Below are 16,158 nucleotides of genomic sequence, written 5' to 3' on the forward strand. Positions count from 1 at the left end.
GCTCAGGCGGTTTCGACGAGCCCGCTGTCGTACGCGAGGATCACCGCGTGGATGCGATCGCGCGCGCCGACCTTGGCGAGCACCTTGCCGACATGGGTCTTGACGGTCTGCTCGGCGATGAACAGCGTCGCCGCGATCTCCGCGTTCGACAGGCCGCGGCCGATGAGCACGAGCACCTCCCGCTCGCGCTCGGTGAGGTCGCGGAGCCTTCCGGCGGCTCGCGAGGCACGGGGCTTCTGCGCGGCGAACTGCGTGATCATCCGGCGCGTCACGCTCGGCGACAGCAGGGCGTCGCCCGCTGCGATCACCCGCACCGCCTGCACGAGCTCTTCGGGCAGGGCGTCCTTGAGGAGAAATCCGCTGGCACCGGCCTGCAGCGCGTCGTAAACGTAGTCGTCGAGGTCGAAGGTGGTCAGCATCAGGATGCGGGGCACGCGGGCCGCGGGAAATCCGCTGCCCAGGATGCGTCGGGTCGCCTCGATGCCGTCGACCTCGGGCATCCGCACGTCCATGAGCACGACGTCGGGCTCCAGGCGGGCGGCGAGGCTCACCGCCTGCGCGCCGTCGGAGGCCTGACCGACGACGCGGATGCCCTCCTGCGCGTCCAGGAGTGCGGCGAAGCCGGCCCGCACCATCGCCTGATCATCGGCGATGAGGACTGTCACGCTCATCCGTCCTCCTCGGAGCCGTCCGGACCGCGGTCATAGGGAAGCACCGCGTTCACCGTCCAGCCGCCGCTGTCGTCCGGACCGGTCTCCAGGCTACCGCCGAGCAGGGCCACGCGTTCCCGCATGCCGCGAAGGCCGTGCCCCGCGCCCGTCGAGGACGGGGCCGTGCCCGCTCCGTTGCGGACCTCGATCCGCACCGCATCCGGATCCCTGACGAGCGATACGCGGACCGGCGCGCCCGGAGCGTGCCGCACCGCATTGCTCAGCGCCTCCTGCACGATGCGGAAGGCGCTGATCTGCACGGTCTGGGAGATGTCGGAGGCCTTCGCGTCACCGCGCTGCGCCAGCTCGACGTCGGCGCCGGCCCTGCGCACGGTCTCGACGAGGGCGGGGATGTCGTCGAGCCCCTGCTGCGGGGCGAGCTCGGCGGCCTGGTCCTCCGTGCGGAGCACGCCGAGCAGGCGCCTCATCTCGACCAGCGCGGTGCGCGCCGTGCCCGCGATGTCGTCGAACTCGGCGATCGCCGCGGGGGAGAGGCCCTCGACCCGATAGCGGGCGGTGGATGCCTGCACCTGGATGAGCGACATGCTGTGCGCGACGATGTCGTGCAGGTCGCGGGCGATGCGCGAGCGCTCCTCGACCAGCACGCGGCGGGACTGCTCCTGCGCGGTGTGCGCACGTTCCCGGGTGAGTTCGTCGCCCAGGCGCAGGCGGCCGGCCAGCAGCACGGCGACGAGGTAGACGCCGCCGATGACCGAGGTCGTGACGATGAGCGAATTGCCGCTGGGGATCGACGGCAGCATGATCGCCGCCGTCACGCCTGCGGCGCTGCCGAGACCGAACTGGACGAGCCCGGGACGCCATCCGTGCCGGAAAGTGATGGCCGCCACCACCACCGCGAAGGCGAGCAGCATCGGCACCGACCACGGCCAGGGGGCGCTCGGAGCCGCGGCGCGAGAGATCATCAGCGGGATGAGCACCGCGGATGCCGTGAACAGGATGATCGCGAGGTTCGGATGGCGCACCGAGACGAGAGGGGCGACGACGGCGGCCAGCGCGAGCGCCATCGTCACCGCGACGGGGGAGCCGTAGGCGGTCGTGTGGATCGGCACCAGGACCGAGTACAGCACGACGGCGACGAGGGAGAGGATGAGGATCAGCGCATTCGTGCGGCCTCGAGGCAGGATCCGCCGGATCCGGGAGAGTGTGTGCTGGAGTGCCTTCGTCGGCCGTTCCTTCTCCGGCCCCTCCTTTCGGCTCCGAACCTTCTTCGCCCTCATGCCTGTCATCCTGCCATCGACCTCGCGTGCGGCTGCCTCTCGGCGATGCTCTGCCTCTCGGCGATGCTCTGCCTCTCGGCGATGCCGGAAGCGTCAGCCCGCTGCGGCGCGCTGCGGTGGCGGGAGGCGGCCACTCGGTCGATGACCACGCCGATGACGAGCGCGAAGGCGATGCCGACGACGGCGCTGAGCAGCGGCTGGTCCTCGAGCCAGTGGCCGGCCAGGATGCCGAGGCCGGCGCTGTACGTCGCCCAGGTGACGCCCGCGACCGCGCTGAGGGGGAGGAAGCGTCGCCAGGGGTATCCGAGCGCTCCGGCGGACATGTTGACGGCGACGCGTCCGACCGGGATGTAGCGCGCACCGAGGATGAGGGGCGCGCCGCGCCGGAGGAGCGTGCTCTGGACGCGCTGGAACGACGCGGCCACGCGCGGACGACGCATCCAGCGGAAGCGCGTCGTACCGACGCCGCGCCCGATCGCATAGGCGATGTTGTCGCCGATCGCCGCTCCGATCGCGGCGACGAGGCACAGCAGGACGAGGTTCGTGCCTCCGCCGGAGACGGAGACAGCCGCCGCGGCGACCAGCACGGTCTCGCTCGGGATCGGCGGGAAGAAGCCGTCGATCACTGCGGTGAGGAACATCACGAGAAGCAGCCACGGCGACGCGGCGGCGGCGAGGATGAGGTCGTTGATCGCTTCCACGCTCCGACGCTACGAACCCGGTGCGCAGGGAGGCATCACTCCGCGGTATCGGATGCCTCATCCTGCGGAGTGATTCTGATCACCCCCGTGGGGTGAGACCTCAGCGAGCGGGAAGCGCCACGAGTGCGCGCACGCCGTGATCGAAGATCGCCGCGTCGGAGCGCGCCGATTCGATCCAGCCTCCGTCGACCCCCGCGGCGCCGTGGCTCTCCGCGTGCATCCGCTGCTGCACGACGAGCGTGTGACCGAGGACGAACTGCAGCAGCACGGCGGCCGAGGCATCGACATCGGGAATGCCTGCGCGGCGGAGGGCTCCCGCGAGCACGTCGTACGCGTGGCGGGCGCCCAGGCCGAGCGCATAGGAGCTCATGACGACCTCTGCCCCGTCGCGGTAGGCGAGGAGGGCGTCGCGGATGCTGCGCGCCGCCGCCGGGACTCCGTCGTCCGGGGAGGGAGGCGTCCTGTCGAGGATGCGATCGGCCACGGCGGCGAGTAGCTCCTGCTTGCTCGCCACATGCCAGTACAGGGCGCTGGGCTGCACATCGAGCTCGGCCGCGAGACGCCGCATCGTGAGATCCGGCAAGCCGACGCGGTCGAGCAGTTCGAGCGCCACGTCGACGACGTGACCGCGGTCGTGCCGGGCGGTGCGCGGAGGAGTCATGCTCGCAGTATAGTGAACAGCGTTCAGGTGAACACTGTTCAGGTACGGTGTTCGAGTCTTCAAGGAGAACCATGGCAACGCCCGCCCCCACGACGTCCGACCCGATCTCGCCGTCCGCGGTGGCCACGTCCACCGCGGCGCGACCGCTTGCCGGCGACCTCGCGCGCATTGCGGTCTTCGCTGCTCTGATCATCGCGCTCGGCCTGGTGACGATCCCGCTCGCCGGGGGAGTGCCGCTGACCGGCCAGACCCTGGGCGTGATGCTGGCGGGCCTCGTGCTCGGCTCACGGCGCGCGCCCATGGCCATCCTCACCGTGCTCGCCCTGGCCGCGGCAGGGCTTCCCGTGCTCGCGGGCGGTCGCGGCGGTCTCGGAGTCTTCGTCGGCCCGACGGCGGGCTATCTGCTGGGCTGGATCGTCGGCGTCGTCGTGATCGGCCTCATCGCCCGCTCCGGACGCTTCTCCTGGTGGCGGACGGCTCTGGCCGCGACGATCGGCGGCATCGTGGTCGTCTACGCTTTCGGCGTGCCTGTTCAGGCGCTTGTGACCCAGGTCCCCCTCGGCCCCACGGCGCTGTCGAGTCTGGTATTCCTGCCCGGTGACGCCATCAAGGTCGCCGTGGCGACTCTGCTCGTCGTCGGGCTGCACCGCGCATATCCCCGCGCTTTCGCCGGGGCGGCACGTGCCCGCTGACATCCGCTTCGACGGTGTCTCGCTGCGCTACGGCGACACCGCGGTGCTGGAGGAGATCGATGTGCGCATCGCCGCGCAGCGGACGGCGGTGATCGGTGCGAACGGTTCGGGGAAGTCGAGTTTCGTCCGCATGCTCAACGGACTCGCGGTGCCCTCGACGGGCACAGTGCAGGTGCTTGGCATGGATCCGGCGCGCGAAGCCAAAGCACTGCGCTCTCGCGTCGGCTTCATCTTCGCCAACGCGGATGCGCAGATCCTCATGCCGACGCCGGTCGAAGACGTGGCCCTGTCGCTGCGCGGTCTGCCGCGCGCTGAGGCCAGGGGCCGGGCGCTCGAGGTGCTCGATCGCTTCGGCCTCGGCGCGTTCGCCGAGGCGCCGGCGGCCGAGCTCTCGGGAGGCCAGAAGCAGCTGCTCGCCATCGCATCCATCCTCGCGACCGAACCGGAGCTCGTGGTCGCGGATGAACCGACCACGATGCTGGATCGCCGCAATGCCCGGATGATCGGCGATCTGCTCCTGGAAGGCATCGAGACCCCGGTCGTGTTCGTCACGCACGACCTGGAACTCGCCGCGCGCTGCGACGAGGCCGTCCTCTTCGACGAGGGTCGCGTCGTCTCGCGGGGAAGGCCGGATGCCGTGATCGCCGCATACTGTGGGGCCGTCGGATGAGGCAGTTGTACGTTCCGGGCGACAGCGCCATTCATCGTGCCCCGGCCGGCGGCAAGCTCGCCCTGCTCGCCGCGGCGGCCCTGCTGCTCTCGCTGCTCCCGTGGGGCGTGGTGGGAATGGCCGTCGCGGTGCTCATCGCGAGCGCGGGATACGTGCTCGCCGGCCTTCCGGCGCGGGTTCTCGGCCGGGCCTGGTTGCGGGTGCTGCCGCTGGTCGTCATCCTGGGCGCTGCGCTGTTCTTCTTCGCCGACCCCGCCACCGCGTTCATCGCGGTCGGACGGATCGTCGCCCTCATCCTGCTCGCCGACCTGCTCACCTGCACCACGCGCTTCGGTGCACTGATGGAGGCGCTGCAACGCGCGCTGGGGCCGCTGCGCCGCGTCGGGGTGGATCCGGAGGTCGTGGCGCTGACGCTCTCGCTCGCCATCGCGACGATCCCCGTCATGGCAGGTCTGATCGGGCAGGTGCGCGACGCGCAGCGAGCGCGCGGCCTGCGTACGGGCCCTCGTGCGGGCGTGGCGCTGCTCGTGCTCGTGCTGCGTCATGCCGACGACGTGGGCGAGGCCCTCGCGGCACGCGGGATCGCCGGCTGACGCGGCGCCGTCGCGACGGGCTCGGACGCACCCGTGTGCGCGGAGTTCGTGCTCAGGGGCGCCTCCTATACTGGGAGGCTGGCCACCCGGCCGCATATCCCCCTGTGAAGAACGGACGTCCGCTGTGCTCGCCGTGCACGACCTCGAGATCCGCGTGGGAGCGCGCATGCTCATGTCGAACGTCTCGTTCCGTGTCGCGGACGGCGACAAGATCGGCCTCGTGGGCCGCAACGGCGCGGGCAAGACGACCCTGACGAAGGTTCTCGCCGGTGATGTGCTGCCCTCCGACGGCACGGTCAGCCGTTCGGGTGAGCTGGGGTATCTGCCGCAGGACCCGCGCACGGGCGACCCCGAGATGCTCGCGCGCACCCGCATTCTCGATGCGCGCGGGCTCGGCTCGATCCAGCTCGGCATGGCGAAGGCCGCCGAAGAGATGGCCTCCGACGATGCGGCCGTCGCCGACAAGGCGATGAAGAGGTTCGCGAACGCCACCGAGCGCTTCGAGTCTCTCGGCGGCTATGCGGCCGAGGCGGAGGCCGCATCCATCGCGCACAACCTCTCCCTGCCCGACCGCATTCTCGACCAGCCGCTGAAGACGCTCTCGGGCGGTCAGCGTCGACGCATCGAGCTCGCGCGCATCCTGTTCTCGGATGCGCAGACGATGATCCTCGACGAGCCGACCAACCACCTCGACGCCGACAGCGTCGTGTGGCTGCGCGAGTTCCTCAAGGGCTACAAGGGTGGGCTCATCGTGATCAGTCACGACGTGGAGCTCGTGGGCGAGACGGTGAACCGGGTGTTCTACCTCGACGCGAACCGTCAGGTCATCGACGTCTACAACATGAACTGGAAGAACTACCTGCGCCAGCGCGTCGCCGACGAGGAGCGCCGCAAGAAGGAACGCGCCAACGCGGAGAAGAAGGCCACGCAGCTGCAGCTGCAGGCGGCCCGGTTCGGGGCGAAGGCGAGCAAGGCCGCGGCGGCGCACCAGATGGTGGCGCGCGCGGAGAAGCTGCTATCGGGTCTGGACGAGGTGCGCCAGGTCGATCGGGTTGCCAAGCTGCGCTTCCCCAAGCCCGCCGCCTGCGGCAAGACGCCGATGAAGGCGACGGGGCTGTCGAAGTCGTACGGCTCGCTGGAGATCTTCACGGATGTGGATCTCGCGATCGACCGCGGCTCGAAGGTCGTCGTCCTCGGACTCAACGGTGCGGGAAAGACAACGTTGCTGCGCCTGCTGGCCGGCGTCGACGATCCCGATACCGGACAGCTGGAGCCCGGCCACGGCCTCAAGGTCGGCTACTACGCGCAGGAGCACGAGAACCTCGACGTGCGCCGCTCTGTGCTCGAGAACATGGTGTCGGCGGCGCCGGACCTCACCGAGACCGAGGCACGCAAGGTGCTCGGCTCCTTCCTGTTCACCGGCGACGATGTGCACAAGCCCGCCGGAGTCCTCTCGGGCGGGGAGAAGACGCGGCTCTCGCTGGCGACGCTCGTTGTCTCTTCGGCGAACATGCTCCTGCTCGACGAGCCGACGAACAACCTCGATCCGGCGTCGCGCGAAGAGATCCTCGGCGCGCTTTCGCACTACGAAGGCGCCGTCGTGCTCGTCTCGCACGACCCCGGAGCCGTGGAGTCGCTCAACCCGGAGCGGGTGCTGATCCTGCCCGACGGCGTCGAGGACATCTGGTCGAAGGAGTACCAGGAGCTCATCGAGCTCGCCTGAGCCGTCCGACGGCGCGGCGCTCAGCCGGCTGCGTCGAGCAGCTCGTCCTCGGTGTCGGCGTCGCTGTCCCGACGGCGCGGGCGCTTCGGGACAGCGGGGCGCCCTTCCACTTCTTCGCGGTGCTTCACGACCTCCGTGCGGATGATGTATCCGATGAAGATGAAGCCCATGATGGCGAACAGGATCCATTGGATCGCGTAAGACAGGTGCGGGCCGGGATCCTCCGAAGGCACGTCGAAGGCGTGCGGGCGGGTGGCAGGAGCAGGATTCTCGCTCACCAGCTCGCCGTAGGCGCCGGTGTCGACGCCGGTTGTGCCGATCGCCTCGGCCACGGCGGGCAGATTGATCGTGGGCACCTGACCCTCCGGCGCGCCGCGGCCGGACGGGGGGAGCGGCTCGCCGACGCGCAGGCGCACGACCACGTCGACGATTCCCTCCGGAGGAGCGGGAACCAGATCGGGCAACGCGCCTTCCCCCGGGGGCACCCACCCGCGGTTGACGATGAATACCCGTCCGTCGTCGATGCGGAACGGGACGAGCACCTCGAACGCGCTCGTCCCGCCGTGCGGGCGGTTGCGGGCAAGCAGCGTGTCGTCCACGAGGTACTCGCCGTGCAGCGCGACCGGATGCCATTCGTCGTCTTCGGCGAGCGCCGCACCCGGGGCGAGCAGCTCGTCCAGCGGCACAGGGCCGGCATCGTAATTCTGCTCGACGAGGCGGATCTCGGTCTCGCGGCCCTCGTTGCGCGAGAACTGCCAGTTCGACAGCATGACGCAGACGACGGCGAAGACGATCGCCACCGCCACATAGGCGCTCCAGCGCAGCAGTCGCTGCCTCATGCGACGCCCTCGCGAACCTCGACGGGGAACTCGCGCGCACGCAGGTAGTCGCTGAGGAAATCGACGTGCTCATCGCACGCGAGCCAGATCTTCTCGCGATCGGCGGTATGGATGCGCGGGTTGCGCCAGACGACGCGGTGCGTGGCGGGGGAGAGGCATCCCGCGCGCGAGCACTTGATCACGATGCGGTCTCGGCGCCCGGATGCTCGACGCGCGATGGTGCCGGGGTCTCCTGGATCGTGATCACCGCATCGGAAGCCTTCGCCGCCGATGGCTCCGCGGGACGCGCACCGGTGAGCTCCTGCACGGGGGATTCGACGGGGACCTCGACGGAGTCGTCGCCCGCGTTGGCGAACACCACCGCGATGTACGGGAGGACGGCCGCGGCGATGCCGAACACCCACGTGTACCAGCCGTATGGCTGGATCGTGACCATGAGGATGAAGCAGACGACGCGGATCCCCATCGTGACGATGTAGTGACGCACGCGCGACTGCGCCTCGTCCTGCGGAGCGCGAGGGAGCGAGGTGACGGCGGCGGCGTCGGGAGTCCTTTTCACGATGCGTCCAGCCTACGCCGCTGCACGGTGCACCATCCGATCCGCCGATGCAGGGGGGCGGATCAGGCGTCGTCAGCGCATCGTCGCGGCAAAGGCACCGAGGAACAGCACGCTCACGAGCCAGCCGATCACGATGAACGCGAGCCCGGCCACGCCGACGTAGCCGAGGATCAGGCCGGTGATGGCCATGCCGCGGCCTCCGATGTGCGGGGTCGTCTTCAGGCGGCTGAGTGCCATGTGACCGGTGATGACGGCGGCGATCGAGGCGAGCAGCGGGACGACGATCCAGATGAGGGCGAGGCCGCCGATGCCGCACACGAGCGAGGTGACGGCCAGCCCGCTCGTCGACTGCAATGCGGCGTACGGCGCCGAGGCGTACGGGTAGTGCGGCGCGTACGGCTGCACCGGGGTGGCCGGCGGTGCAGCCGCATACGGCTGCGGTGGGGCATACGGTTGCGCAGCGGGCTGCGGCGGGGCGCCGGGGTACGACGGGGCGCTCGGAGAGGGCTGGGCAGGTGATGACGCGGCGCCGGGGTAGGGCTGCGCAGGCGGATACGGCTGTGCTGCAGGGGGCGCTGGCCGCGGGGCGGGCGCCCCCGGGTAGCCGCCGTACGGCGACGGGTACGGCTGAGTCTCATCCGGCCGCGCGGCCGCGTTGTCGTCGCTCATGGGTTCCTTCCGCTCGTCTTCCAGGCTTCCGGCCCGTCTCGGACTTGTCAATCCTCTCGGTAGGCTTGCACGTCGACACCTCGAGCCTTGGGAGAACCGGATGACTGATCGCGTCGTACTCGTGACCGGTGGCAATCGCGGCATCGGCCGCGCGATCGCGGAGCGCTTCGTCGACGACGGATACCGGGTCGCCGTCACCGCGCGCAGCGGCGAGGGTCCGGAGGGCACGCTCACCGTGCGTGCAGACGTCACCGACTCCGCCGGGTTGGACGCGGCGTTCACCGAGGTGGAGCAGAAGCTCGGGCCCGTCGAGGTCGTCGTCGCGAACGCCGGGATCACGAAGGACACTCTGCTGCTGCGGATGACCGAGGACGACTTCGACAGCGTCGTCGCCACCAACCTGGGCGGCACGTTCCGCGTCGTCAAGCGCGCCTCGAAGGGGATGCTCCGCGCCCGGTTCGGCCGCGTCATCCTCATCTCCAGCGTCGTGGGCCTGCTGGGTTCGGCCGGGCAGATCAACTACTCCGCGTCCAAGAGCGCCCTGGTCGGCTTCGCCCGCTCGCTCACCCGCGAACTCGGATCGCGCGGCATCACCGCGAACGTCGTCGCTCCCGGCTTCATCGAGACCGACATGACCGCCGAGCTTCCCGAAGACACGCAGAAGCAGTACAAGGCGAGCATCCCTGCCGGCCGATTCGCCACGGCCGATGAGGTCGCCGGGGTCGTGACATGGCTGGCATCCGATGACGCCGCCTACATCTCCGGTGCCGTCATCCCGGTCGACGGCGGTCTCGGCATGGGGCACTGAGCCTGAGGGTCAGCGGATCGCGTCGACGATCAGCTCGGCGAGGCGGTCGGGCACGGAGAACTGGGGCCAGTGTCCGGAGCCGATGGTGATGATCTCCGCATCCTTGATGGAACGGTACTCGTCTTCCGCAGAGCCCCACCCCGCGACTTCTTCCTCGAACTCCTGTTCCGACATCCCGCCCATGAGCATCGTCACGGGGATCGCGTAGCGGCGCTCGTCACGGAGAGAGACCGGGTCGGTCGGCACTCGTGCGGGCACGCTGCTCACCAGAGTCTCGGTGCGCCGGCGGATCTCGGCGGTGAGGTCGCTGACGTCCCCGTCGTCGAAGAAGTCCCAGCCGGGAAAGGGGACGACCCCGTCGACGATCTCGAACTCGGAGATCCCGAAACCATCGGCGGGCGGTGCCGTGTCGACGAAGATCACGCGCGCAACGCGGTCCGGGCGCGCGTCGGCGGCGGCCCAGACGACGTTGCCGCCGCCCGAGTGACCCACGAGCACGACCGGCCCCTCGGCGGCGTCGATCCCGGCGACCGTCGCCGCGACCCAGTCGCCGAGGCCGATCCCCGCGGACTCGGCTCCCGACGCGCCGACTCCCGGCATCGTCAAGGCGTGCGGGCGGTGCCCCGCGGACTCGAGGGCGGGGATGATCGGGTTCCACGAGGCGGCGTCGAGCCAGAGTCCCGGTACGAGAATGATGTCCATGCGGCCACGGTAGCCTCGACCGCCGACATGCGGCGGCGAGCTGCCATCCGCCTGCGACAGGGTCAGGGCAGCAGCGGGATCACCTGGGCGAGGTCGACCGCGCCGATGACGAGGTCGGCCCGCTGCCGCACGGCGGGCTTCGCGTTGAAGGCGAGCCCGAGGCCCGCGACCGCCATCATCCGCAGATCGTTCGCCCCGTCGCCGATCGCGATCGTGCGCGTGGCGGGCACCCCGAGCTCATCGGCCCAGGCGAGCAGCGTCGACGCCTTCGCCTCGGCGTCGACGATGTCGCCGTCGACCTCGCCCGCAAGCGCCCCGCCTGCGGTCACGGCGAGCCGGTTGGCGCGCCAGCGGTCGACGCCGAGCGCCGGGGCGATCTCGTCGAGCACCTCGTGGAAGCCGCCGGAGACGACACCGACGACACCGCCCCGCTCGTGCACGGCGGCCGTGAGCTCTCCGACTCCCGCCGTCGCGCGCACCCGCGAGCGCACGTGGTCGAGCGCGCCCAGCGGCACTCCTGTCAGGGCTCTCACCCGTGAGCGCAGGCTCATGGCGAAGTCCACCTCGCCGCGCATGGCGGCCTCGGTCGCCGCCTGCACCTCGGCGCGACGCCCCGCCTCATCGGCGATCAGCTCGATCACCTCGTCCTGCAGCAGGGTGGAGTCGGCATCGAGGACGACGAGGAAGCGCGCGGTGGTCACGCGTCCGAGAGTACCGGTCGGCGGGACGGCGGATTCACCGCTCGATCTGCACGCCCTTGCCCACGACGGTGATGCCGGAGTCGGTCACGGTGAACCCGCGCTCCACGTCGCGCTCGCGATCCACCCCGACGGTCGCGCCGTCGGCGAGCACGACGTTCTTGTCGAGGATCGCATGATGGACGCGGGCGCCCTGACCCACGCGCACACCGTCGAACAGCACGGAATCGGTGATCGTCGACCCGCCCCCCGCCAGCGTCCACGGCCCCACCACGCTGCGCTCCAGGTGCGTGCCGGAGAGCACCGAGCCTAGCGAGACGATCGAGTCGATCGCGTTGCCGATGCGCCCCACGGAGTCACGGACGAACTTCGCGGGCGGCGAGTTGACGGCCTGCGAGTGGATCGGCCACTCCATGTTGTAGAGGTTGAACACGGGCAGCGTCGAGATGAGATCGCGATGCGCGTCGAAGAACGAGTCGATGGTGCCCACATCGCGCCAGTAGGAGCGATCGCGGGGGGAGGAACCGGGCACCTCGTTCTGCTTCATGTCGTAGAAGCCCGCCTCGCCGCGCTCGACGAAGTACGGCACGATGTCGCCGCCCATGTCGTGATTCGAGGTGGGATCCTCTCCGTCGGCCTCGACGGCGGCGATGAGCGCATCCGCGTCGAAGATGTAGTTGCCCATCGAGGCGAGCACCTCGTGTGGCGCATCGGGCAGGCCCGACGGATCGGTGGGCTTCTCGAGGAACTCGTTGATGCGACCCGATCCATCAGCGGCGACGTCGATCACCCCGAACTGCGAGGCCATGGCCAGCGGCTGCCGGATGCCGGCCACCGTCGCCCTGGCGCCCGAGGCGACGTGCGCGTCGAGCATCTGCCGGAAGTCCATCCGGTAGACGTGGTCGGCGCCGATGACGACCACGATGTCGGGCTTCTCGTCGTTGACGAGGTTCAGGCTCTGCAGAATGGCATCCGCCGAGCCCGAGAACCATCGCTTGCCGAGCCGCTGCTGCGCGGGCACCGAGGTGACGTACGAGTCGAGCAGCGCCGACATCCGCCAGGTCTGCGAGATGTGCCGGTCGAGGCTGTGGGACTTGTACTGCGTGAGCACGACGATCTGCTGCAGACCGGAGTTGATGAGGTTCGAGATCGCGAAATCGATCAGTCGGTACTGCCCGCCGAAGGGCACCGCGGGTTTCGCTCGGTCGGCCGTCAGGGGCATCAGACGCTTGCCTTCGCCTCCGGCGAGGATGATCCCGAAGACCTTCTTAGGTGCCGACATGCGTCCACCATAGATCCCCGTCACAGCGTTGCACTACCGTGCAGGTATGCGCGTCGACATCGTTACGAAGGAATACCCGCCGGAGATCTACGGCGGTGCCGGAGTGCATGTCGCGGAGCTCGTCGGAGCCCTGCGACGGAGCATCGATGTGCGGGTGCACGCCTTCGGCGCGGCGCGCGACGAGGCGGGCACCCGGTCGTACCTCGCGCCCGTCGAACTGGCCTCCGCGAACGCCGCTCTGCAGACCCTCGGCACCGACCTGCTCATCGCTCCGGACATCGCCGGAGCCGATGTCGTGCACAGCCACACCTGGTACGCGAACTTCGCCGGTCATCTCGCCTCGCAGCTGCACGGCATCCCGCACGTCGTGACGGCGCACAGCCTCGAGCCGCTGCGGCCGTGGAAGGCCGAGCAGCTGGGCGGCGGATACGCGGTCTCGAGCGGGATCGAGAGGCTCGCTTACGAGAACGCGGCCGCCGTGATCGCCGTCAGCGCGGGCATGCGCGCCGACATCCTGCGCAGCTACCCGGCCGTGGATCCGAGCCGCGTGCACGTGATCCACAACGGAATCGACGTCGATGCATGGCATCCCGTCGACGACGAGGCCTTCGTGCGTGCGCAGGGCATCGACCCTGACCGCCCGTGCGTGATCTTCGTCGGGCGCATCACCAGGCAGAAGGGGCTGCCGTACCTGCTGCGCGCCGCCGCACTGCTGCCGCCCGAGGTGCAGCTCGTGCTGTGCGCGGGCGCCCCCGACACGGCCGAGATCATGGCCGAGGTGCAGGAGCTGGTGCGCGGGCTGCAGAGCACGCGCGAGGGCGTCGTGTGGATCGAGCGGATGCTGCCGCGCGACGAACTGAGCGCTCTGCTCACCGCGGCGACCGCGTTCGTATGCCCGTCGGTGTACGAGCCGCTCGGCATCGTGAACCTCGAGGCGATGGCCTGCGGGGCCGCGGTCGTCGGCACCGCGACCGGCGGCATCCCGGAGGTCGTCGACGACGGCGTGACGGGCCGGCTCGTCCCCATCGAGCAGATGCAGGACGGCACGGGCACCCCGCTCGATCCCGAGCGCTTCGTGGCCGACCTCGCCCAGACCCTCGCGGAGGTCGCGACGGACCCGGCGCGCGCGGCCGAGTACGGCAGAGCGGGGCGCGAGCGGGCGGCGCGGGAGTTCAGCTGGGGGACGATCGCCCAGGCGACGCGCGACCTGTACGCTCGCCTGCTGCCCGGATCGGCGGCGGGGAGCCGATAGGCTGGCGGCATGCCTGGCGTCCTCGAGTTCTCGGATGTCGTCGTGCGTCGCGACGGCCGCAACATCGTCGATCACGTGACCTGGTCGGTCGCCGCGGATGAGCGCTGGGTGGTGCTCGGCCCCAATGGCGCAGGCAAGACGACGGTGCTCCAGCTCGCCGACACGCTCATGCACCCGACCACGGGCTCGGTCGAGATCCTCGGCGAGCGGCTCGGTCGCACCGACGTCTTCGAGCTGCGCCCGCGCATCGGTTTCGCCTCGTCGTCGATGGCGCGCCGCATCCCCGCGGAGGAGACGGTGCTCGACACCGTGATGACGGCGGCGTACTCGGTCATGGGTCGCTGGAACGAGTCCTACGAGAGCATAGACGAGCGCCGCGCGAAGCGCGTGCTCGACCAGTGGAAGCTCGGGCACCTGGCTGACCGCTTGTTCGGCACGCTCAGCGACGGCGAGCAGAAGCGGGTGCAGATCGCCCGCGCCGTGATGACCGATCCGGAGCTTCTGCTGCTCGACGAGCCGTCGGCGAGCCTCGATCTGGGTTCGCGCGAAGAGCTTCTTGCCCTTCTGGGCGGCTACGCGCAGTCGCCGACCACACCGGCGATGATCATGGTCACGCACCACGTCGAGGAGATCCCGCGGGGCTTCACGCACGTGCTGCTGCTGCGCGAGGGAGCCATCGTCGCCGCGGGCCCGATCGCCGAGGCGCTGACCGCCGAGAATCTCGGTCAGACGTTCGGGATGCCCATCACGCTGGATCACGTCGACGGCCGCTACGCCGCGCGTGCCGCGAGCTGATCGCACGTCATCTGATAGACTTGGTCGCTGGCGCCCGGCGTGCCCACGAGACTTCCTCCCACACCATCTCCGCAAGGATTCCGCATGAAGACTGACATTCACCCCGACTACCAGGCCGTCGTTTTCCGTGACCTCGGCTCGGGCGAGACGTTCCTCACCCGTTCGACCGTCACCAGCGACAAGACGATCGAGCTGGACGGCGTGGAGTACCCCGTCATCGACGTCGAGATCTCCTCGGCCTCGCACCCGTTCTACACGGGCAAGCAGCGCATCATGGACTCGGCCGGTCGCGTCGAGAAGTTCAACCAGCGCTTCAAGAACTTCGGCAAGTAAGCGCCGTCACGAAGGCCTCGTCATCCTCGGATGGCGGGGCCTTTCGTCGTGTCCGCTCGCGGCGTGACACGGGTCACTCCCGATCGTCGATCTCGATGACGATGCGGTGCTCGTCCACGATCCTTCCCGGTCCCTTGTCGGGGCTCGGGGCGGGTACGGAGGCGCGGCGCTGGCGATCCCGCTCGCTCCCCGCCTCATGCGCCGACGGCGACCACACCGCGTCGAAGGCGCCGCCGACGCCGCCGCCGCGCCCGCGATACTTCTCTTCGACAGGACGCCGGGAGAACGCCTGCTGCAGTCCGATGAAGAGCAGAACCGGGCCGAGGAGCAGCACAGACACGATCAGGGTCCACCCGATGGCCTCGTTCATGCTCTTAGGCTAGAGCGACGCCCCGGCACGCGGCATCCATCCAGAGGCTGACATATGCCGCGGTCAGCCGACGGCGCCGCGCAGCGGCCAGGCACCGTCGAGGGCGTCTTCGGGATCCAGCCGCCCGATGCCGATGAAGTACTCGGTGAGGCTCTCGGCCTGATCCCTCGCCCATCCGATCTGGCGCGTGTGCAGTTCGGCGGCCGACGGCGGTAGGGCGTATCGCGCGGCGATGGCCTGCGCCACGCGCCCGGCTGCCACGGCGTCGGCCGAGGCGTCGTGCGCGCCGTCGAGCACCACGCCGTAGTGCTCGCACACCACCTCGAGCGTGCGCTTGCCGCGTCGGTACCGGTCGACGGCCTTGTCGATCACGAGCGGATCGATGACGGGACGGGGATCGTCGAGCGGGGCGATCCCGTGCCGCAGGCACTCGTGCCGGAGGAGGGAGAGGTCGTAGGACGCGTTGTACGCGACGAGGGGCACGCCCTGGACGAGTAGCGACTGCAGTGCTGTCGCAATCTGGGAGACCACCTGCGCGGCGGGGTCTCCCTCGCGTCGCGCGCGCTCGGTGGTGATGCCGTGGATGGCGGCGGCTCCCGCCGGGATGGGAACTCCCGGGTCGGCGATCCAGCTGCGAGAGGCGATCTCGTGGCCGTGCGAATCGAGCACGCCCACATGGGCGGAGACGATGCGATCGGTGCTCACATCGATCCCGGTCGTCTCGAGGTCGAAGACCCCGATGCGCGAGAGCCAGGCCGGGGGATCGCTGCGGTCGTCCATGTGCTCACCGTACGAGCGGGTGCCGACATCGGCGCGAGGGCGCGCGGCGCGGTGCCATGCTCACGGGCGGAGAGGCGGTCGGC

Annotated in this window: 21 protein-coding genes; 8 read left to right on the forward strand and 13 right to left on the reverse strand. The window is 70.0% G+C overall.

Annotated features, from left to right (window positions below; translation table 11 throughout):
* Positions 1-2 precede the first annotated feature (2 nt).
* The 4 genes from BKA02_RS12210 to BKA02_RS12225 form a co-directional block, all read right to left on the reverse strand.
* Entirely contained in the window at positions 3-671 is a 669-nt protein-coding gene (locus tag BKA02_RS12210; RefSeq protein ID WP_179434417.1) for a response regulator, read from the reverse strand.
* Positions 668-1,948: a sensor histidine kinase gene (locus tag BKA02_RS12215; protein WP_179434418.1), complete on the reverse strand. Its 1,281-nt coding sequence runs from the start codon at positions 1,946-1,948 to the stop codon at positions 668-670. The genes BKA02_RS12210 and BKA02_RS12215 overlap by 4 nt, the downstream gene beginning before the upstream one ends.
* Before the next feature lie 5 nt (positions 1,949-1,953).
* Positions 1,954-2,649, reverse strand: a complete 696-nt coding sequence (locus tag BKA02_RS12220; protein WP_179434419.1) for a VTT domain-containing protein — start codon at positions 2,647-2,649, stop codon at positions 1,954-1,956.
* A 100-nt stretch (positions 2,650-2,749) separates the two neighbouring features.
* The gene (locus BKA02_RS12225) at positions 2,750-3,310 is read right to left on the reverse strand and encodes a TetR family transcriptional regulator (RefSeq protein ID WP_179434420.1); all 561 of its coding nucleotides are present in this window, start codon (positions 3,308-3,310) and stop codon (positions 2,750-2,752) included.
* A gap of 71 nt (positions 3,311-3,381) precedes the next feature.
* Here BKA02_RS12225 and BKA02_RS12230 point away from each other — a divergent pair, with 71 nt between their 5' ends.
* The 4 genes from BKA02_RS12230 to BKA02_RS12245 all read left to right on the forward strand — a co-directional run bounded on the left by BKA02_RS12230 (position 3,382) and on the right by BKA02_RS12245 (position 6,988).
* The gene (locus BKA02_RS12230; protein WP_179434421.1) at positions 3,382-4,002 is read left to right on the forward strand and encodes a biotin transporter BioY; all 621 of its coding nucleotides are present in this window, start codon (positions 3,382-3,384) and stop codon (positions 4,000-4,002) included.
* Positions 3,992-4,672: an ATP-binding cassette domain-containing protein gene (locus tag BKA02_RS12235; protein ID WP_179434422.1), complete on the forward strand. Its 681-nt coding sequence runs from the start codon at positions 3,992-3,994 to the stop codon at positions 4,670-4,672. The genes BKA02_RS12230 and BKA02_RS12235 overlap by 11 nt, the downstream gene beginning before the upstream one ends.
* Positions 4,669-5,265, forward strand: a complete 597-nt coding sequence (locus tag BKA02_RS12240) for an energy-coupling factor transporter transmembrane component T family protein (RefSeq protein ID WP_179434423.1) — start codon at positions 4,669-4,671, stop codon at positions 5,263-5,265. Before BKA02_RS12235 ends, BKA02_RS12240 begins: the two co-directional genes overlap by 4 nt.
* Before the next feature lie 124 nt (positions 5,266-5,389).
* Positions 5,390-6,988, forward strand: coding sequence for an ATP-binding cassette domain-containing protein (locus BKA02_RS12245; protein ID WP_179434424.1), 1,599 nt, complete (start codon positions 5,390-5,392; stop codon positions 6,986-6,988).
* A 20-nt stretch (positions 6,989-7,008) separates the two neighbouring features.
* Here BKA02_RS12245 and BKA02_RS12250 read toward each other — a convergent pair whose 3' ends face one another.
* From BKA02_RS12250 to BKA02_RS12265, 4 genes are all read right to left on the reverse strand, one after another.
* Positions 7,009-7,827 carry an SURF1 family cytochrome oxidase biogenesis protein gene (locus BKA02_RS12250; protein ID WP_179434425.1) on the reverse strand — a complete coding sequence of 273 codons (819 nt, stop codon included), beginning with the start codon at positions 7,825-7,827 and terminating at the stop codon, positions 7,009-7,011.
* On the reverse strand, positions 7,824-8,009 hold the full coding sequence (locus BKA02_RS12255) for a hypothetical protein (RefSeq protein ID WP_343045406.1): 186 nt from the start codon (positions 8,007-8,009) through the stop codon (positions 7,824-7,826). Before BKA02_RS12255 ends, BKA02_RS12250 begins: the two co-directional genes overlap by 4 nt.
* A complete protein-coding gene (locus tag BKA02_RS12260) occupies positions 8,006-8,386 on the reverse strand; it encodes a DUF3099 domain-containing protein (protein ID WP_179434426.1) in 381 nt (126 codons plus the stop codon). The genes BKA02_RS12255 and BKA02_RS12260 overlap by 4 nt, the downstream gene beginning before the upstream one ends.
* A gap of 72 nt (positions 8,387-8,458) precedes the next feature.
* Positions 8,459-9,055 carry a DUF4190 domain-containing protein gene (locus BKA02_RS12265; RefSeq protein WP_179434427.1) on the reverse strand — a complete coding sequence of 199 codons (597 nt, stop codon included), beginning with the start codon at positions 9,053-9,055 and terminating at the stop codon, positions 8,459-8,461.
* A gap of 100 nt (positions 9,056-9,155) precedes the next feature.
* Here BKA02_RS12265 and BKA02_RS12270 point away from each other — a divergent pair, with 100 nt between their 5' ends.
* On the forward strand, positions 9,156-9,863 hold the full coding sequence (locus tag BKA02_RS12270) for a beta-ketoacyl-ACP reductase (protein ID WP_179434429.1): 708 nt from the start codon (positions 9,156-9,158) through the stop codon (positions 9,861-9,863).
* A gap of 9 nt (positions 9,864-9,872) precedes the next feature.
* Here BKA02_RS12270 and BKA02_RS12275 read toward each other — a convergent pair whose 3' ends face one another.
* The 3 genes from BKA02_RS12275 to BKA02_RS12285 all read right to left on the reverse strand — a co-directional run bounded on the left by BKA02_RS12275 (position 9,873) and on the right by BKA02_RS12285 (position 12,545).
* Positions 9,873-10,565, reverse strand: a complete 693-nt coding sequence (locus BKA02_RS12275) for an alpha/beta fold hydrolase (RefSeq protein ID WP_179434431.1) — start codon at positions 10,563-10,565, stop codon at positions 9,873-9,875.
* Between the two features lie 62 nt (positions 10,566-10,627).
* Positions 10,628-11,266: a phosphoserine phosphatase SerB gene (gene serB / locus BKA02_RS12280; protein WP_179434433.1), complete on the reverse strand. Its 639-nt coding sequence runs from the start codon at positions 11,264-11,266 to the stop codon at positions 10,628-10,630.
* A 34-nt stretch (positions 11,267-11,300) separates the two neighbouring features.
* Complete coding sequence (locus BKA02_RS12285) at positions 11,301-12,545, reverse strand: glucose-1-phosphate adenylyltransferase (protein WP_179434435.1); 1,245 nt, start codon at positions 12,543-12,545, stop codon at positions 11,301-11,303.
* Positions 12,546-12,591: 46 nt separating this feature from the next.
* Here BKA02_RS12285 and glgA point away from each other — a divergent pair, with 46 nt between their 5' ends.
* The 3 genes from glgA to BKA02_RS12300 all read left to right on the forward strand — a co-directional run bounded on the left by glgA (position 12,592) and on the right by BKA02_RS12300 (position 14,925).
* The gene (gene glgA, locus BKA02_RS12290) at positions 12,592-13,797 is read left to right on the forward strand and encodes a glycogen synthase (RefSeq protein ID WP_179434437.1); all 1,206 of its coding nucleotides are present in this window, start codon (positions 12,592-12,594) and stop codon (positions 13,795-13,797) included.
* Between the two features lie 9 nt (positions 13,798-13,806).
* Positions 13,807-14,592: an ABC transporter ATP-binding protein gene (locus BKA02_RS12295; RefSeq protein ID WP_179434439.1), complete on the forward strand. Its 786-nt coding sequence runs from the start codon at positions 13,807-13,809 to the stop codon at positions 14,590-14,592.
* An 84-nt stretch (positions 14,593-14,676) separates the two neighbouring features.
* Positions 14,677-14,925, forward strand: coding sequence for a type B 50S ribosomal protein L31 (locus tag BKA02_RS12300; RefSeq protein WP_040164482.1), 249 nt, complete (start codon positions 14,677-14,679; stop codon positions 14,923-14,925).
* 73 nt (positions 14,926-14,998) lie between these two features.
* On the opposite strand, the gene BKA02_RS12305 is transcribed toward BKA02_RS12300, so the two are convergent.
* Positions 14,999-15,295 carry a hypothetical protein gene (locus tag BKA02_RS12305; protein WP_179434441.1) on the reverse strand — a complete coding sequence of 99 codons (297 nt, stop codon included), beginning with the start codon at positions 15,293-15,295 and terminating at the stop codon, positions 14,999-15,001.
* A 63-nt stretch (positions 15,296-15,358) separates the two neighbouring features.
* Positions 15,359-16,075, reverse strand: a complete 717-nt coding sequence (locus BKA02_RS12310) for a 3'-5' exonuclease (RefSeq protein WP_179434442.1) — start codon at positions 16,073-16,075, stop codon at positions 15,359-15,361.
* Positions 16,076-16,158: the final 83 nt, after the last annotated feature.

It is taken from the genome of Microbacterium pseudoresistens (genome assembly GCF_013409745.1).
GTDB classification, from domain to species: domain Bacteria; phylum Actinomycetota; class Actinomycetes; order Actinomycetales; family Microbacteriaceae; genus Microbacterium; species Microbacterium pseudoresistens.

What these genes read in the sequence shown, in the direction of transcription:
- BKA02_RS12225 (WP_179434420.1), bottom strand. Translation starts at nt 3,310, where the DNA reads ATGACTCCTCCGCGCACCGCCCGGCACGACCGCGGTCACGTCGTCGAC.
- BKA02_RS12210 (WP_179434417.1), bottom strand. Translation starts at nt 671, where the DNA reads ATGAGCGTGACAGTCCTCATCGCCGATGATCAGGCGATGGTGCGGGCC.
- BKA02_RS12265 (WP_179434427.1), bottom strand. Translation starts at nt 9,055, where the DNA reads ATGAGCGACGACAACGCGGCCGCGCGGCCGGATGAGACTCAGCCGTAC.
- BKA02_RS12295 (WP_179434439.1), top strand. Translation starts at nt 13,807, where the DNA reads ATGCCTGGCGTCCTCGAGTTCTCGGATGTCGTCGTGCGTCGCGACGGC.
- BKA02_RS12270 (WP_179434429.1), top strand. Translation starts at nt 9,156, where the DNA reads ATGACTGATCGCGTCGTACTCGTGACCGGTGGCAATCGCGGCATCGGC.
- BKA02_RS12305 (WP_179434441.1), bottom strand. Translation starts at nt 15,295, where the DNA reads ATGAACGAGGCCATCGGGTGGACCCTGATCGTGTCTGTGCTGCTCCTC.
- BKA02_RS12285 (WP_179434435.1), bottom strand. Translation starts at nt 12,545, where the DNA reads ATGTCGGCACCTAAGAAGGTCTTCGGGATCATCCTCGCCGGAGGCGAA.
- BKA02_RS12240 (WP_179434423.1), top strand. Translation starts at nt 4,669, where the DNA reads ATGAGGCAGTTGTACGTTCCGGGCGACAGCGCCATTCATCGTGCCCCG.
- glgA (WP_179434437.1), top strand. Translation starts at nt 12,592, where the DNA reads ATGCGCGTCGACATCGTTACGAAGGAATACCCGCCGGAGATCTACGGC.
- BKA02_RS12275 (WP_179434431.1), bottom strand. Translation starts at nt 10,565, where the DNA reads ATGGACATCATTCTCGTACCGGGACTCTGGCTCGACGCCGCCTCGTGG.
- BKA02_RS12300 (WP_040164482.1), top strand. Translation starts at nt 14,677, where the DNA reads ATGAAGACTGACATTCACCCCGACTACCAGGCCGTCGTTTTCCGTGAC.
- BKA02_RS12230 (WP_179434421.1), top strand. Translation starts at nt 3,382, where the DNA reads ATGGCAACGCCCGCCCCCACGACGTCCGACCCGATCTCGCCGTCCGCG.
- BKA02_RS12250 (WP_179434425.1), bottom strand. Translation starts at nt 7,827, where the DNA reads ATGAGGCAGCGACTGCTGCGCTGGAGCGCCTATGTGGCGGTGGCGATC.
- BKA02_RS12215 (WP_179434418.1), bottom strand. Translation starts at nt 1,948, where the DNA reads ATGAGGGCGAAGAAGGTTCGGAGCCGAAAGGAGGGGCCGGAGAAGGAA.
- BKA02_RS12310 (WP_179434442.1), bottom strand. Translation starts at nt 16,075, where the DNA reads ATGGACGACCGCAGCGATCCCCCGGCCTGGCTCTCGCGCATCGGGGTC.